The sequence below is a fragment of the Micromonospora sp. NPDC048839 genome (assembly GCF_040649915.1).
In the GTDB taxonomy this organism is placed as follows: domain Bacteria; phylum Actinomycetota; class Actinomycetes; order Mycobacteriales; family Micromonosporaceae; genus Micromonospora.
This window is the reverse complement of sequence record NZ_JBEZGL010000013.1, coordinates 189,678-205,826: the sequence shown is the minus strand read 5'-3', so window position 1 is coordinate 205,826 and position 16,149 is coordinate 189,678. Positions and strand designations below refer to the sequence as shown.

12 protein-coding genes are annotated in these 16,149 nt (G+C 70.3%); 10 read left to right on the top strand and 2 right to left on the bottom strand.

The features are described 5' to 3' along the window. Positions 1–338 precede the first annotated feature (338 nt). The 8 genes from AB0C25_RS24325 (at position 339) to AB0C25_RS24290 (ending at position 10,387) form a co-directional block, all read left to right on the top strand. Complete coding sequence (locus AB0C25_RS24325; RefSeq protein ID WP_357376536.1) at positions 339–1,520, top strand: hypothetical protein; 1,182 nt, start codon at positions 339–341, stop codon at positions 1,518–1,520. Position 1,521: 1 nt separating this feature from the next. Next, the gene (locus AB0C25_RS24320; RefSeq protein WP_357376535.1) at positions 1,522–2,373 is read left to right on the top strand and encodes a glycosyltransferase family 2 protein; all 852 of its coding nucleotides are present in this window, start codon (positions 1,522–1,524) and stop codon (positions 2,371–2,373) included. After that, entirely contained in the window at positions 2,370–3,446 is a 1,077-nt protein-coding gene (locus tag AB0C25_RS24315; protein ID WP_357376534.1) for a glycosyltransferase family 4 protein, read from the top strand. The genes AB0C25_RS24320 and AB0C25_RS24315 overlap by 4 nt, the downstream gene beginning before the upstream one ends. A gap of 62 nt (positions 3,447–3,508) precedes the next feature. Then, positions 3,509–4,423, top strand: coding sequence for a glycosyltransferase (locus tag AB0C25_RS24310; RefSeq protein ID WP_357376533.1), 915 nt, complete (start codon positions 3,509–3,511; stop codon positions 4,421–4,423). After that, positions 4,423–5,280, top strand: coding sequence for a glycosyltransferase family 2 protein (locus tag AB0C25_RS24305; RefSeq protein ID WP_357376532.1), 858 nt, complete (start codon positions 4,423–4,425; stop codon positions 5,278–5,280). The genes AB0C25_RS24310 and AB0C25_RS24305 overlap by 1 nt, the downstream gene beginning before the upstream one ends. A 165-nt stretch (positions 5,281–5,445) precedes the next feature. Then, complete coding sequence (locus AB0C25_RS24300) at positions 5,446–6,693, top strand: acyltransferase (RefSeq protein WP_357376531.1); 1,248 nt, start codon at positions 5,446–5,448, stop codon at positions 6,691–6,693. Between the two features lie 55 nt (positions 6,694–6,748). Further along, complete coding sequence (locus tag AB0C25_RS24295) at positions 6,749–8,359, top strand: hypothetical protein (protein WP_357376530.1); 1,611 nt, start codon at positions 6,749–6,751, stop codon at positions 8,357–8,359. A 60-nt stretch (positions 8,360–8,419) separates the two neighbouring features. Next, positions 8,420–10,387, top strand: a complete 1,968-nt coding sequence (locus AB0C25_RS24290; protein WP_357376529.1) for a hypothetical protein — start codon at positions 8,420–8,422, stop codon at positions 10,385–10,387. Between the two features lie 120 nt (positions 10,388–10,507). Here the strand turns inward: AB0C25_RS24290 and AB0C25_RS24285 are convergent, their stop codons facing one another. Both AB0C25_RS24285 and AB0C25_RS24280 read right to left on the bottom strand, forming a co-directional pair. Further along, on the bottom strand, positions 10,508–11,737 hold the full coding sequence (locus AB0C25_RS24285; protein ID WP_357376528.1) for a hypothetical protein: 1,230 nt from the start codon (positions 11,735–11,737) through the stop codon (positions 10,508–10,510). A 31-nt stretch (positions 11,738–11,768) separates the two neighbouring features. Further along, positions 11,769–13,295, bottom strand: coding sequence for an O-antigen ligase family protein (locus AB0C25_RS24280; protein WP_357376527.1), 1,527 nt, complete (start codon positions 13,293–13,295; stop codon positions 11,769–11,771). A gap of 321 nt (positions 13,296–13,616) precedes the next feature. On the opposite strand from AB0C25_RS24280, the gene AB0C25_RS24275 reads away from it, so the two are divergent. Both AB0C25_RS24275 and hutU read left to right on the top strand, forming a co-directional pair. Next, positions 13,617–14,465 carry a MurR/RpiR family transcriptional regulator gene (locus tag AB0C25_RS24275; RefSeq protein WP_357376526.1) on the top strand — a complete coding sequence of 283 codons (849 nt, stop codon included), beginning with the start codon at positions 13,617–13,619 and terminating at the stop codon, positions 14,463–14,465. 16 nt (positions 14,466–14,481) lie between these two features. Further along, positions 14,482–16,137, top strand: coding sequence for a urocanate hydratase (gene hutU, locus AB0C25_RS24270; RefSeq protein ID WP_357376525.1), 1,656 nt, complete (start codon positions 14,482–14,484; stop codon positions 16,135–16,137). Positions 16,138–16,149 lie beyond the last annotated feature (12 nt).

Here is a 16,149-nt window from a genome sequence, read left to right as displayed (position 1 = left end):
GCCCTCGGCACTGCCGAGGGGCTTGCCCAGCAGCAGGCGAACGTACTCCGACCCGATGAATCCGGCTCCGCCGGTGACGAGGATCCTCACGGGTCCGAGAGTCTACGCCGGCCGACTGGCGGCGATGGCAGGTGTTTCGGCATTATCGGTTCGGGCCGCCCGGGCGATTGCAGGTGTAGCGGGGTTCGGGTAGAAAGTGCCAGCGAAGTACGACTCGTCGTGCCCGCACGTATTACATCTATGGGGGGCGAGTGAACGGCGTGTCGCTGGTCAATACTGCTCGGCAATCGCCGAGTCCCGGCACGAAACCATCGCCCGGACGCCGCGTACTGGGCCTGTTGCGCAAGCTCGTCGCACCCGAGCGTCTCTACATCGGCGCTCTCGGCCTGACCGGGCTGGCGGCGGTCCTGTCGGTGGCCCTGCCGCCGGCGGAGCGCGGTGAACTGTCCGCGAACATGGTGAGCGCGACGCTCGGCGCGGCCGTCGGTGGCCTGTCCCTGGACACCTTCCTGCTGTCCCGGCCGGGCGGCTGGGTCTTCTCCCGGGGGCGCCCCTGGGTCCTCGCCATGTTGGGGGCTTCGGTCCTCCTCTCCGTCGTCGCCGCCGCCGTGCTCACCACGGTGGCCGGGCTCGGCAGCTATCTGGTCGGCATGGGGTCCGCGGCAGGTCTGACGATCTTCAACACGGTCTCGTCGATCGCGCTGCGCCAGAGGAGCTTCCTGGTCGTCTACGCGATGCGCGCGGCGAGCGGGGCCGTCCTGGTCGGTGGCTACGTGGCGCTGTACTTCGCCGGCTACCTGGACGGCGGCCTGTGGAGCATGGTGTGGCTGGTCGTCCAGTGGGTCAGCGCGCTGTCCGTGTGCGCCCTGGTGCTGGGGATGCTCCGGCGGATCGGGCCGGCACCACGGCCGGAGGCGACCGCGGTGGACTACCGCGCCGACATGGCCGCCGTCGGCAACCTGCACCTGGGAATCTTCGCCCAGATGATGACGCTGCGGTTCAACCAGATCCTGGTGGCCCGGTTCGTCGGTGCCGGCCCACTCGGCGTGTACGCGCTGGCGGTCGCCGCGCTGGAGTTCGCCCAGGCGGGTGCCGTCGTACGCGCGCAGCGGATCCTGGCCAGCCGGGACGGCGACGGCGGCCCCGACCCCACCCGAGCCGTGGTCACCGCCGCCCTGCCGGTCGCCCTGGCCGCCGTCCTCGGGCTCGGTGTGCTGGGCTACCTCCAGCCGGAGTACCGCTACGCCTGGATCCTCGGTCTTGTCCTGCTGCCCGGTTCACTGGCCACCGCGGCCGGCAAGAGCTGGAGCGCCCTACTGTTGAAGAGGCGGGGCGAGCGGGCGACGACGGTGGTCGCACTGATCACCCTCGGGTTCGCGATTCCCGCATACTTTGCGATCATCCCGTGGGCGGGTGTGATCGGAGCGGCGATCGCCTCGACGCTCGCCTACGCCGTACACGCCTTCGCCTCCAGAGCAAGCCTGCGACGAGCGCAGTCGCCGAATCATGGGACGGTTTGACATGGATGTCTCCATTGTTGTCCTCGCCTGGGAGGACTTTGAGCGCACGCGCGCCTGCGTCCTGTCGCTGCCGGCGGAGGCGGAGACCGTTGTCGTCGACAACGGCAGCTCGATGCACATTCAGGAGTCGTTGAGCGAGTTCTGCGCCGAGCAGGGTGTCCGGTACGTCCAGTCCGGCTCGAACCTGGGGTACGCGCGGGGGATGAACCTCGGCGTGCGCCACACCAGCCGGGCGAACGTGATCCTCTCCAACAACGACATCATCGTGCACGAGGACGCCGTAGCCCGCCTGTTGACCGCCCTGGAGGACCCGAAGGTGGGCGCGGCCTTCCCGGGCGTGGTCACCCCGTCTGGTGTGTCACAGACCGAGGGCGGGCGGTTCCTGGGCCTGGGCGTGGGTCTCGCCCACGCCACCGGGCTGAGCATGGTGCTGCCGAACCTGCGGATCGTCGCGCCGCCGGAGAAGGCGGACTGGCTGACCGGCCCCTTCGTCGCCATGCGCCGCGAGACCTTCGACGCCATCGGCGGCGTCGACGAGACCTCGTTCTTCTACTCCGAGGACATGCGGCTCTGCTGGGCCGTCCGTCAGCAGGGTCTGCGGCTGGCGTACGTGCCGGAGGCCGTGATCATGCACGAGGACGACGCGACCGCGAAGCGGCGCTGGTCCGAGGAGGAGATCTCCGAGCGTCGGACCCGGGAGTTCATCCGGGCGAGCCGGAGCATGGGCGGCACGCGCGGCCGCATCGCCACGACGGCGTACGTGGGTGGTGTGCTGCTGCGCGCCGCGGTGGGCGGCAACCCGGTTCGCCGCGCCATCGCGAAGGGCGCCGTCGAGGGGCTGCGTACCTCGTGAAGGTGTTGTTCGTCTGCACCACGGGTGGCTCCGGGCGGCGGCAGCTCGGTGGCGCCGAGCGCATCCTGACCGAGATCATCCCGGCGCACGCCCGAACCGGCCTGGACGTCATCGCCGCCACCTCCGACGACGAGGTGGGCCACGCGCTGCGCGAGGCCGGGGTCCCGTGGGTCGGGCTCAGCGCGACCAGCCGGATCGACCTCGCCTACGCGCGGGAGATCCGCCGCCTGGTCGACGAGGTGCAGCCGGACGTGGTCTGCGCCCACCTGCTGTCCGCCGCCATGCACTCCCGGGCGGCGCTGAGCATGGGGCGCCGGCGGATCCCGCTCGTCGTCACCCTGCACAACAGCCTCTGGCAGTACCGGGACACCGCAGGGTCGTTCCAGCAGAAGGCGCTCATCCAGTCCAACATCACGCTGGACCTGGCCATGCGTCGGGCCCGTCCACACGCGACGGTGGCGGTCTCCGAGTTCGAGGCCTCCGAGCTGCGCGACCGTGGCGGCGTCAAGAACATCCACCTGATCCCGAACCCGCTGCCCGTCACCTGGCCCAGCCCGAAGCCGCACACCCCACAGCCGGGTCGACGGCCGGTGGTCGGCTATCTCGGCCGGCTGGAGAAGGAGAAGGGCGCCGACCTCCTGCCCGAGATCGCCTCCCTCCTCCCGGAGGTGGACTTCAAGGTCGCCGGAGCGGGTTCCATGGCGATCGACCCCAGGCCCAACCTCGACCTCGTCGGTCGGGTCACGGCCGCGGACTTCCTCCAGGAGATCGACTGCCTGCTGGTGCCGTCCCGGGTCGAGTCGTTCGGGCTCAGCGCACTGGAGGCGCTGTCCCTCGGCGTACCGGTGGTGCACACCGGGGCCGGCGGTCTGGCCGAGGTCACCCGCCATGCCACGGGCACCCTGGCGTTCCAGGCGGACCTCGCGCCCGCCGCGCTCGCCGGCGCCATCCGGGACGCCGTCGACCACCGCGCCGTCGACGAGGGGCAGCGGGTGGCCGAGTGGTACGCCCAGGAGTACGCCTTCGATCGGTGTGTCGAGCGGTGGCAGAGCTTGTACAGGTCCCTCCTGTGACGAGCACCCCGTCGTTCCGGTCTTCCGCTCGTGATCCGCAGAACAGTGAGGGAGGTGTCCCAGTGGCAGAGACGTTGACGATCGTGACGGTCCTCTACCGTTCCAGCGACATGCTCGCCGAGACGCTCCCCACCTGGGTACGCGCCGCCGACGGGCTACCGGTGAAGTTCATCTTCGCCGACAACTGGCCCGAGGACGAGTGCGCGAAGGTCATCGCCGATGCTCTGGACGACGAGCGGTACGAGTACCTGCCCGACTCGTCGAACCCCGGGTTCGCGGCGGGCTGCAACCGGGCCGTCGCCCCGGTGCGGACGAGCCACGTGATGCTGCTGAACCCGGACGTCTGGTTGCCGGAGGACGCCCTGACCCGCCTGTTCGCCGCCATCGCGGCGGACCCGGAGAGCCCGATCGCGGTGGGGCTCGCCATGCACGGCGGCGAGTACGTCGGCATCGACCTGCACCCGGTCTCGCTGTTCATCGACCGGGCGGCGACGGTCCCGCGCGGGCCGCTCGGCCCGTCCGGTGGCGCGGCAGTCTTCCCCACGGCGCTCTTCCACCGTTTCGGCGGGTTCTACGAGCACCTGTTCGCCTGGGGTGAGGACGCCGACCTCGCGTTCCGCATGTACGCCGAGGGTCTGCGGACCCGACGGTTGGACTTCATGCTCCCGCACGCCGGCGGCCACAGCGTCGAGGGCGACAACAAACTGCAGGGGTTCCGGGCGTTCCTCCTGGCCCGCAATCGGCTCCTGGTCGCCGCGCGGACCTTCACCTGGCCGCTGATGCTCGTCGCGATACCGGTCCTCGCGCTGGCACACCTGGCGCTGGCCGCCCGGCGCGCCCGTCAGGGCCTGCTCAAACCCTTCCTGCGGGGCGTGCGACGGGGCCTGCTGGAGGGGCCCGCCGCCCGCCGGCAGTGGAAGGGCAGGCGTTTCGGTTTTGCATCCCTGATCAGCTACCTCAGAGTTCGGAGCGCGTGATGGCAGGAATCCCGTGGAGTGTCGTGACGGTCACCTACAACTCCGCGGACACGCTCCGGCGGTGCTGGGGCGGTGCCAAGCCCTACGAGTGGATCGTCGTCGACAACAACTCCGCTGACGACTCGGTCGCGGTGGCCGAGGAGCTGGGCGCCCGGGTCATCCGGCTGCCGGAGAACGTCGGCTTCTCCAAGGCCAACAACGTCGGCGTACGCCAGGCCGCGGGTGAGTACGTCCTGTTCGCCAACCCCGACCTCGAGGTCGAGCCGGCCGGGTTCGTCACGATGCAACGCCACCTGGACGCGCACGGCGGCCTGGTCGCTCCCCAACTGCTCGCGACCGACGGCACCCCCCAGCCCAACGGCCGCGGCTTCCCCTACGCCACGGCCAAGTTGGGCAACCGGAAGATCTGGCCGCTGTCGCGGATGCACGCGAACTACCGGGTCGTGGCGGACGACGGCGAGGCTGTCTACGTGGCCTGGGTGATGGGCGCGGCGGTCGCGGCCCGCACCGCGGACTTCGTCGCCATGGGCGGGTGGAACGAGCGGTTCTTCCTCTACTACGAGGACCACGAACTCGGGCTGCGCGCGTGGCGGCACGACATGCCCGTGGTGCTCCTCGGCGACGTGCGGTGGACCCACCACTGGGCGCGGGCGACGAACTCGTTCCAGTGGTCGCGGGCGCACACCCTGGAGTTGCAGAGCGCCCGTACCTTCTTCGGTCTGTTCCCCGAGTTCGTGGTCGGGTTGCCGACCGCCGCCCGCCGCAACCCGCAGGCGGCACGCCTGGTCGGCACCCCGGTGCCCGCGCAGCGCGACGGCTCACTGCCCAGCTCCACCCAGCCGGCCGGCGCAAACTAGACCCGCGGACCGGCCGCAGCGCCCCGATCCTGCGGCGAGGTGGGCGGCACACGGTGCTCCGAGTTGCAGGTATTACCCAGGACTCGTGCTTCTTCTCGTTCGGGACGGTCATCAGTGCTCTCACTCCTCCAGCGCGCCGTACGGCGATCGACGGCGTCGACTCCCTTGGCGACGGCCTACAGCGGACGCGCGAACAGCTTCGGGGCCCTCCGGCTCGCCTTCGCGCTCGCCGTGGTGCTGTCGCACTCGGCGGCCCTCGGCTTCGGGCGGCCGCTCATGCAGCGGATCGACCTGGGAGCCTTGGCGGTGGCGGGGTTCTTCGCGATCTCCGGTTTCCTCATCGTCCGCTCCGGCAGGCGCAGCTCGATACCGCGCTTCCTGTGGCACCGGGCCCTGCGGATCTGGCCCGGCCTGTGGGTCTGCCTTCTCTTCACGGGTCTGGTTGTCGCGCCCCTGCTCTACCTCGACCGGCACGGCACCCTCGACGGCCTGTGGCGGAGCCCGGGTGGCGTACTGGACTACCTGCGACAGAACTGGTGGGGCGGGCTGCGCCAGCTGGGGATCGCCGACCTCCTGCAGGGCGACACACCGTACTGGCGGTGGCAGGGTGGGAACACGATGAACGGGTCGCTGTGGACCCTTGCCTACGAGTGCTTCTGCTATCTCATCGTGGCCGGCCTGGCCGCGCTCACCATCCTGCGTCGGCAGCTCCGCTGGCTCCCGCTCGTCGCCCTGGTTGTCGTCTTCGGGGTGCTCTGCTGGAACTACTACCAGGCTGGCGTGCCTGAGCAGCAGGTGTGGACCACCGGCGAGATCGGGCCGATTCCGCTGCTCGGCGCGCTTCGGGAGGACTCGTTCCTCTGGTACGGCTTCATGTTCCTCGCGGGCGGTGTCGCCGAGCTCTACAGCGATCGGATGCCGATCAACGACCTGCTCGGTGTGCTCTCCCTCGTGGTCATCGGCTGGTTCGCCGCGACCGGGACCTTCTTCGGCCCGGGGCTGCTCGCCTACGCGTACGTCGTCTTCTGGCTCGCCGTGCGGCTGCCGCGCGGGCTGCACCGGATCGGGAAGGTCAACGACTACTCGTACGGGTTGTACATCTACTCCTTCGTGGCCCAACAGGTGATGGCCAAGTTCGGAGTCCAGGCGATCGGTCTCGCCGGCTTCTTCGTGCTCAGTGCCCTGGCCAGCACCGTGCTCGCGGTGCTGTCCTGGCACCTGGTCGAGAAGCAGGCGCTGAAGCTGAAGAACTGGACGCCCGAGGCGTTGCGGGAGCGACCCGAGCAACCGGCACCCCCGCGGGACGGCGGCGTCAACCCGAACCCGTCGAGCGGGAGCGTCGCGGCGTCGCCCATGCCCGGCCGAGCACCCGACTTCGGTCCGGCACCGGCCACGGCACCAGCGGTTGGTTGACGGGCGCCCGACCCGTCGGCCCGACCGTTTCGCACAGACCAGGATGAGGTTCCACATGCTGACCGACGTGGCCCCCGGAAGGGTGGGCGATGACCTGGCGTCGTCGCCCACCCCCGGAGGCCGCCCGGTCCCGTGGGACGGGATCGCCGTCGCCGCCCTCCTCGCCCTGATCCCGATCGTGCACGACCTCAGCACGATGCTCACGGCGCCGTACTGGCTCGACGAGGCCTGGGTGGCGCTCTCGGTGCGGTTCCCCCTCGGTGACCTGCCGGTGACCACCTCGTCGACCCCGATCGGGTGGAGCCTCCTCCTTCGTCTGGTTCCCGACGAGGACTACCTGCGGGTGGTGCCGCTGTTCTTCCACGCCCTCACGGTCTGCGCCGCGTACGCGCTCGGTCGGTTGGCACTCCCGCCGGGGCGGCGTACGGGCATCGTGGCGGGCCTCGTCTGCGGCGCCGGGGTGCTGCTCCTTCCGGCGCAGCAGGTCCGTCACGACCTGAAGCAGTACTCCGCCGATGCCTTCGTCGCGGTGGGGCTGCTCGCACTCACCGCGTGGACGGAGCGGGGTTGGTCCCGGCAGCGGTTGGGGATTCTCGCCGCCGCGATCGGGGTGGGGATGTTCGTCAGCCACGTGACCGCCATCATCGCTCCGTGTGTGCTCGGCGGGCTGTTCCTCGCCACCTCGGTTCGGCGGCAGTGGGCGCGGCTCGTCGAGGTGACCGTGACCGGGTTCAGCGCCGCGCTCGCCGCGGCGGCCGTCTACCTCACCTTCTCGGCACGGGCGCGAAGCAGCGCGATGCAGGAGTTCTGGGCCGCGTTCTTCCCACGTCTCGGCGAGGTGCCCGGATATCTCGGGCAGCGGGGCGAGGCCCTCAGCCGCATCTTCGGCGCGCCCGTGCCGCTCGTCCTGTGCCTGGTCGTCGTCGGCGTCGTGACGTTCGTGCGGTGGGACCGTCCCGCCACCGCGGGTGCGGTGCTCCTGCTGCCGCTTGTGGTGATCACGTTGGCCGTCTCGAAGGTCTATCCGCTGTTGGATCCGCGCACCTCGCACTTCCTCTTCGTGACAGCCGCGGCGGTCGCGGGCGTCGGACTCAGCGGGCTGGCGCACCGGGCCGCCACGATCGCCCAGCGCGTGTACCGCCGCCCGTCGACCACGATCGCCACCGCGACGGTCTGCGCCGTCCTGGTCGGAGCCTTCGCTGTCCACAACAGTCGGTGGTACCGGTTCGACGGGGACGAGCCCGGCCTCGACCGCACCCCCATTGCCATGACTGACGTCCGCGAACAGACCCGGTACGTGAACGCGCACCGGGCAAGGAACGACGTCATCGTCCTGAGCTCTACGGCTGCGTACGGCTTCGCGTTCTACTCCACCCGCGACGACGTCAGCCTGGTGGCCCCGTACAGCAACACGGTCACCTGGTGGATCAGAATGCCCGTCGACTCCGGCGTTGTCGTGATCTCGGGGCCCGACGAGAAGGCCATCCGTGGCGGACTTGGTCGGGCGCTGACGCTGGCCGGGGAACGCGGTGGCGCGCGAGTCTGGCTGATCCGATCCTTCGTCGTCGGCGAAGAGGTGGCCGCCTGGCAGGCGGTGCTCGCCGACTACCGGGTCGAGCAGATGACCAAGGGAGTGGAGCCGGTTGCCGTGATCAGCGAACACTGACGCCTCCAGCACGAGCCCGCGCGCCCATTCACCCCCCGATATCGATTCATGGACGAGTAGATGCAGACAACTGAGCAGGACAACCGCGATCCCGCTGTGGTCGCAGAACCCTCCCCTCCCCCGAGCGACGCCCCGAGTGAGCAGGCCAGGCCGAGGACCGTCGGGCGCGCCCGGGAACGGGTCACCTCCGTGATCGGGGAGTGGGGCAGCCGGTCACCGGGGATGCCGGCGCTCGCGTGGTTCGCCCTCACCCTCCTGATCGCGGGCGCCCCGTCCACCCTGATGCCGTCGCCGGGCTTCGACCCGAGCTGGCAGGCGGGCATCGGTTTCGCGGTCACCGAGAACCTCAAATACGGCCGGGACATCGTCTTCAACTACGGCCCGTGGGGCTTTGTCGACTGGCCACAGCACGTCAGCCGCCCCCAGGCGGTACTCGGGTTCCTCTTCACGACCGCAGCCGTCTCCGCCCTCTACTGGGTCGTCTACCACTGTGTCCGCCTCAGGTGGTCCGCGGGTGTCGCCGGCGTGGTCGCGTTCGCGGTCGCCGTCGCCAGCGCGCCCGCCGGGCCGGGCGGCCGGCTCGTCTACGCGGGCCTTCTGTTCGCGCTGCTCACGCTCCGCGACCGGATCACCAACGCCAGGACCGACTGGCGGGACACCCTGCCGACCGCGCTGCTCACCGCCGTCGGCACCCTGCTCTTTCAGGTGAAGTACTCGGAAGGCGTGGTCCTGCTGGCCGTCGCCGGCCTCGTCGCGGTGAGCACCGGGTCGGTGCGGGGTCTCCTCCGGGGCGTCGCGGTTTTCCTGGCAACGGCTGTCGTGGTGTTCCTCACGCTGTGGCTCGCCGCCGGGCAGCGGATCGCCGACATCGTGCCGTGGGTCCGGGGTTCCCAGGAGATCTCCACGGGTTACCAGGAAGCCCTCGCCATCGAACAGGGCGAGTTCGTCGTCGGATACATCTTCGCGGGAGCACTGACGATCCTCATCGGATTCCTGGCCCTTCGTCAGGCGCTACGCCACCGGTCCGTCGCGGCGGTGGGGATCTTCGCAGTCTCGGGGGTCATGCTCGCCTTCGGCTTCAAGCACGGGTTCACCCGACACGACCCGGCGCACGAGGTCTCGTTCTTCATGGCGTCGGGATTCCTGCTCGTCGGCTTTGTCGCCTGGTCCCGGCGTCCCGCGGTTGTCCTGGCAGCGGCCACGGCGGCGCTCATCATGACGCCCTTCGGCCTCGTCACCTTCGATCCCTTCGTCGCCCGGAACCAGTGGCGGACGGGCGTGGAACTACTCGTCCACGACGAGTACCGACTGACGGCCGTCGACACCGCCAAGGCACGCGCCCGCGAGACCTACAAGGTGCCGGAGAGCGTCCTCAACGACCTGCGCGGGCGACCGGTGCACGTCGACCCGGCGGAACTCACCCTGCCCTGGGCGTACTCGCTGGACTGGCGGCCCGTCCCCGTCTTCCAGACGTTCTCGGCGTACACCCGGTACCTCGACGAACTCAACGCCGAGGCGCTCATCGACGCGCCCGCCGATCAGGTCGTGCTGCAGCAGTCCACGGCCGGCATCGACGCCCGGAACATCCGCTGGGACACTCCTCGCTACCTGCTCGCCCTGGCCTGCAACTACCGGGTGGGTGCGCGCGCCGAGGGTTGGTCGGTCCTGCACCACGGCGAGAACCGGTGCTCGCCGCCGCGGACCCTGCTCACCCAACCGGTGACGGCGGGTACGCCCGTGCCGGTGCCGCAGCCCGGTAAGAACGAGATGGTCGTTGCCAGGTACACACCGAAATCGGATTCCGCGCTTGTGTCGTTGGTGCATCTCGGTCTGAAGGACTGGTCACCGATCGAGATCGGCATCGACGGCGCCACCTTCCGGATCCCGGAGGCGCTCACCGACGGGCCGCTGCTGGCCTCGTTCCCCGCCGCACTGGCCTGGCAGGCGCCCTTCGACGCCTTCCACTACCGGCAGCTCACCTTCAACACGCCCGGCACGGTGGAGTTCCAGGTCATCACGGTGAAATGACCCGCCACACCGTTCGCCCCGGGCGATCGTGACGACGAAGGCCTTCCGCCGGGCGGTGGGGAAGCTCAGATTCCCCACCGCGGCGGAAGGCCTTCGGAGTTCGGGCCGGTTCCGTGCCGATCAGCTACCGCGGCGCCACAGGTCCCGCAGGGCGTCCCAGTCGCCGTCGAGGCCCTCCTTGCAGAGCGCCTCGATCAGGACGACACCCTGGATGTCGTCCCGGTCCCACCAGATACCGCACATCGTTCGCCCGTCTTCCTTGGTGAACGCGTACTCCATGTAGCTGCCGCTGGCGCCGGTCACGTTGCCCGTGGTGCGCGTCGCCTGGCGAAGTCCCGGTGCCAACGTGCCGCCAGCGAGATTGAGCTGCAGCCGGAACGCTCGTGCCGTCTCCTTCGGCGCGTCATCCGCGTAGATCACGAAGTGCATGAACGCGTTGCCGTAGTTGCAGAAGAGGTGCCGTCGCTCGTCGACCGGCAGCTTCGGGACGTTGGGCTCGTTGTAGGCCGCGCAGTTGCCGCTGCCGGCCAGCCACGGCTCCGCGAGCGGTTCCAGTTCGCTGGGGAACCTCTGCTTGTTGATGGCGAGCTGTCGTGCCTCGTACGCCGCGAGGGTGGTCTCCTTCGGCGGCGCCGCTTCCTCGCCGCCGCCGCGGCCGACGAAGAACCCCGCGGTGCCGGCGACCAGGACGAGCGCCACCGCGCCGGCGATCAGGGGCCACTTCGGCCGCTTCGCCTTGTATGTCGACGGTGCGATCCGCCGCCCTCCCGCGAGGAGCGGATCGGCGGGGCGGGCTCCGGTGACGTCGTCGGCGTACGCGGGCGACGAAGGCACGGCGGACACCTGTTGCCCGAACGAACTCGGGGTGCCGGACACCGGCTGACCGGAAACCGGGGCGGCCTGCACCGCCCAGGGCAGTTGCGGCATGTGCTCCACCATGCCGGGCATCCCGGACACCGGCTTCGGAGGACCGCTGACCTGCTGCGGCACGCCGGAGATCGGGAAGGCCGACGAGGGCGGCCCCGAGATCGGTGGGCTGGGCACGGGTTGGTAGTCCATGCCGAGGTCTTGGAAGATCCGCTGCGGGGCGTTTCCCTCCTCCGCGGGGTAGGCCACCCAGGGGTAGGCGGCCGACAGGTCGGCCTGTACGTAACGGTGACCACCGTCGGCCTGCGCCAGCGCCCCGACCACGGTGCCGAAGGCGGCACGCCAACGCTCGTCGGACGCCGCGACGCCGTCCAGCACGGCCACGGTCGCGAACTGGCCCTGCCCGTCCACCGCGGCCCATGCCTTGCCGACCTGACACCCGCCCAGCAGGTGGGTGTATCTGTAAGGGCTTTCCGGTTGCATCCTGCTCCTCCGCTCAACCGCCTAGCGGATCCTACAGAGCAATCTGCGCGGCGGCAGACCGCCGGTTGGCCCCCCTGGGGGCCGGCAGAACGGGTGGCCCCTCCGACCGCGACGCGTTGTCCACTCCGGACAGAGCTACCGCCAGGACAAGCACGGCGACCGCTCCCAGCCACAGCCACAGGTCGAAGAAGAAGACCTGAGCCGAGAGCCCGACCAGCATGACGCGGGCGATCGGGGACCGGAGGCGCCAGTAGAGGGTCACCATGAGCGACAGCAGCGAGATCAGGCCGAGCAAGCCGTAGTTGTACCAGAATGTCAGGTAGGTGTTGTCGAAGACCTGCGCTTCGCCGTCTCCGATCCCCACGTCCTCCAGGAAACGGACGTTGGACTCGGGTCCGCTTCCAAACGCGAGCGTCGACCAGTCCTGCGTGATGCCGTCCCAGACGACACGGATGCGGACGAAGCGGGCGTCAGCGCTCGCCGAGCCGAGCGGATCGGCCATGCGGGACCCCGCCACGTCAACGGCACTGCCGGACCCGGGGGCGGAAGCGGTGGAGTTCGGCGCGGTGTTGCCGGACCCGGGCGAATTCGGCGATGCCGAGCCAGGCTGCCAGATCGCCCCGGGCACGGCCGGATCGGAGAACAGCACGGCCGGCGGCTTGGCCGCCACGATCATGAAGGCGGCTGCCGCGATGACGAGCCCGCTGCCCAGGCCACGCCACGAGTACCTGCGCCACTGGAACAACAGCCAGAGCCCGAGGGCGAGCGCCGTCCCGACCCACGCGCTGCGGGTGCCCGACAACACCAGACCCGCGAGGTTGGCGGTGAACGGGATGTACCAGAACCTGCCCCGGAGGGTCAGCGCCACGATGGCCATCGCCATTGCGAAGGTTCCGTACACGATGGGGTGCCCCGAGACACCCACCGCACGGGTGGCGTCGAACGCGGAGGTGTACGTCCAGTGGTAGGCCAACTGGTCGAAGATCGGCCAACTCCGGGTGAGCGTCTGGTACTTGGCGAAAGCGGCAATGGGAACGCTGAGCCAGGTCAGCGCCAACGCGATCCGGATGATCAGGTCTCGGTCGTGACGCGCTTCCTCGACGACGTGCCAGCAGAGCAGGCCGACACACACGATGGGCGCCAGACCGACCGCGATCGGTTTCACCCCGTGCCACTGCACCAGACCGGACAACAACCCGCACAGGGGAAGGAACAGCGCCGCGGCGATCACCTTCCGCCGCCACCCGTCGCGTTCGGCCCGCAGCACCCGCCCCCAGGCGGCCAGGACGAAGAGCAGGAACAGGAGGGAGTACGACGGATTCGTCGGATAGCCGAAATTGATCGTCACCGGAACCAGGAAGGCGACGACGAACACGGCCCAGGTGATCCGGTCGGCGTCCAGCAGCACCCAGCCGAGCAGGGCGCCGACGCCGACGGCGAGCGCGAGGTCCCACCTGCCGAGCAGCAGGAAGGCGACTGCCAGGACGACCAGACCGGCGCCGAGGATGCGGGCCGAAAGCCCCATGGCCCGGACCTTCTCGGTCGATGCTCGCGTCACGCGAACGAGGAGATGCACGATCAGCTACCGGCGCCAGAGGTCCCGCTGAGCATCCCAGTTGTGGGCCATGCCGTCCGGAACGAGTGTCTCGACACGCCCCGGCGGCGTGGTGCCGCCGGAGAAGTTGATCTGACACCCGCCCGGCACACAGGTGTCACTGCCTGGGTTTCCGGTTGCATCCCGCTCCTCCGCTCAACCGTCCTGCGGATCCTACAGAGCCCTGTGTCATCCCAGCGTCCTGCCGGTCGGCCGAACGGCGGGACGGGCGCCGTCGGATACGGTGACCTTGCTCTTGAAAGTTCTCATGCATAGAGTCGCGCCATGAATGAAGGCGGTGCGGGGTCGGCTGACCACCTGCTCGACCTCTTCCACGGCGTACGCCTCACCCCCACCCAACGCCGCATCGCGCACTGCCTGGTCCAGCACGCCGGCGCGGCGGCGTACCTGTCCGCGGCGGAAGTCGCCGAGATGGCCGGGGTGAGCCAGCCGTCGGTGACCCGGTTTGCGATGGCGCTCGGATACGACGGCTACCCCGCCCTCCGCCGCCGGCTGCGGGAGGCGGGCCCCACCGAGGGCACCGAACCGGACGACGCCGGCAACGAACTACAGCAGGCGGTACGCGCGGAGATGGGCAATCTGGACCGGCTGGCCGGCCAGCTCGCCGACCGGGACCGGATCGCCGAGACCGGGCGGTTGCTCGCCCGGAGCCGCCCACTGCCGGTGCTGGGCCTGCGCGCCGCCGCGCCGCTGGCCGCGTACTTCGCCTACTTCGCGGCGAAGGTGCACCCGGACGTGCGGGTGCTCGACGACGGCGGCAGCCTGCTCACCGACCGCCTGGAGCAGGCGGTCGCGGCCGGGGCGTCGGCGCTGCTCGCCTTCGTCCTGCCCCGCTACCCCCGAGAGACCCTGGACGCGCTCCGCGACGCCCGCGACGCCGGGCTCACCGTGGTGGCGATCACCGACTCACCGGTCAGCCCCGCCACCGAGCACTCCGACGTGGTGCTGCCGGCGGCGGTCGGCGCGCAGCTCGTCTTCGACCTGCACACCGCCCCGATGACCCTGGCCATGGTGTTGTTACAGGCGATCTGCGACGCCGCACCGGCCGACACCCAACGCCGACTGGAGGCGTTCGAGGCCTCCGCGGCCCGCCGTCAGTTGTTCCGCGGATGACCGGAGGAGACCCGAGATGACCCAGCCCGTCCGTGCCGCACGGGGCAACCAGCTCACCGCCCGCGGGTGGCAGCAGGAGGCCGCCCTGCGGATGTTGATGAACAACCTCGACCCGGAGGTCGCCGAGCGCCCCGACGACCTGGTCGTCTACGGCGGCACCGGCAAGGCGGCCCGGGACTGGCCGTCGTACCACGCGTTGGTCCGCACGCTTACCGACCTGCGCGAGGACGAGACGATGCTGGTGCAGTCCGGCCGACCGGTGGGCGTGCTGCGTACCCACGAGTGGGCGCCCCGGGTGCTGCTGGCCAACTCCAACCTGGTCGGCGACTGGGCGACCTGGCCGGAGTTTCGCCGGTTGGAGCAGCTCGGCCTGACCATGTACGGGCAGATGACCGCCGGTTCGTGGATCTACATCGGCACCCAGGGCATCCTCCAGGGCACCTACGAGACGTTCGCGGCGGTGGCCGCGAAGAAGTTCAACGGCACCCTGTCCGGCACACTCACGCTGACCGCCGGCTGCGGCGGGATGGGCGGCGCGCAGCCACTCGCGGTCACCATGAACGGCGGCGTCTGCCTGATCGTCGACGTGGACCGCACCCGGCTCGACCGGCGGATGCACGACCGCTACCTGGACGAGGTCGCCGACTCGCTGGACGACGCGGTACGACGGGTGCTCGCCGCGAAGCGGGACCGGCGCGCGCTCTCCGTCGGCGTGGTGGGCAACGCCGCCGAGGTCTTCCCCGAGTTGCTGCGGCGCGGTGTCGAGGTCGACGTCGTGACCGACCAGACCAGCGCCCACGACCCGCTGTCGTACCTGCCGGTGGGGGTGGAGCTGGCCGACGCTCAGGACTACGCGCAGGCGAAGCCGGCCGAGTTCACCGACCGGGCCCGCGCGTCGATGGCGACGCACGTCGAGGCGATGGTCGGCTTCCTGGACGCCGGCGCCGAGGTCTTCGACTACGGCAACTCGATCCGTGGCGAGGCACAGCTCGCCGGGTACCAGCGGGCCTTCGACTTCCCCGGTTTCGTGCCCGCGTACATCCGGCCGTTGTTCTCCGAGGGCAGGGGGCCGTTCCGCTGGGCGGCGCTCTCCGGCGATCCGGCGGACATCGCGGCCACCGACCGGGCAATCCTGGAGTTGTTCCCGGAGAACGAGCCGCTGGCCCGGTGGATCAGGCTGGCCGGCGAGCGGGTGGCCTTCCAGGGCCTGCCGGCCCGGATCTGCTGGCTCGGCTACGGCGAGCGGGACCGGGCGGGCGTGCGGTTCAACGAGATGGTCGCCTCGGGCGAACTCTCCGCCCCGGTCGTCATCGGGCGGGACCACCTGGACGCCGGCAGTGTGGCCAGCCCGTACCGGGAGACCGAGGCGATGGCCGACGGCTCCGACGCCATCGCCGACTGGCCGCTGCTCAACGCCCTGGTCAACACGGCCAGCGGGGCCTCCTGGGTGTCCATCCACCACGGCGGCGGGGTGGGCATCGGCCGGTCGATCCACGCCGGGCAGGTGTGCGTCGCCGACGGCACCGCCCTCGCCGGGCAGAAGATCGAGCGGGTGCTCACCAACGACCCGGCGATGGGCGTGATCCGGCACGTCGACGCCGGCTACGACATCGCCCGCGACGTCGCGGCCCGCACCGGCCTGCGCACGCCCATGGCCGAGGGTGCCGCGTGAGCGCGAGGTACG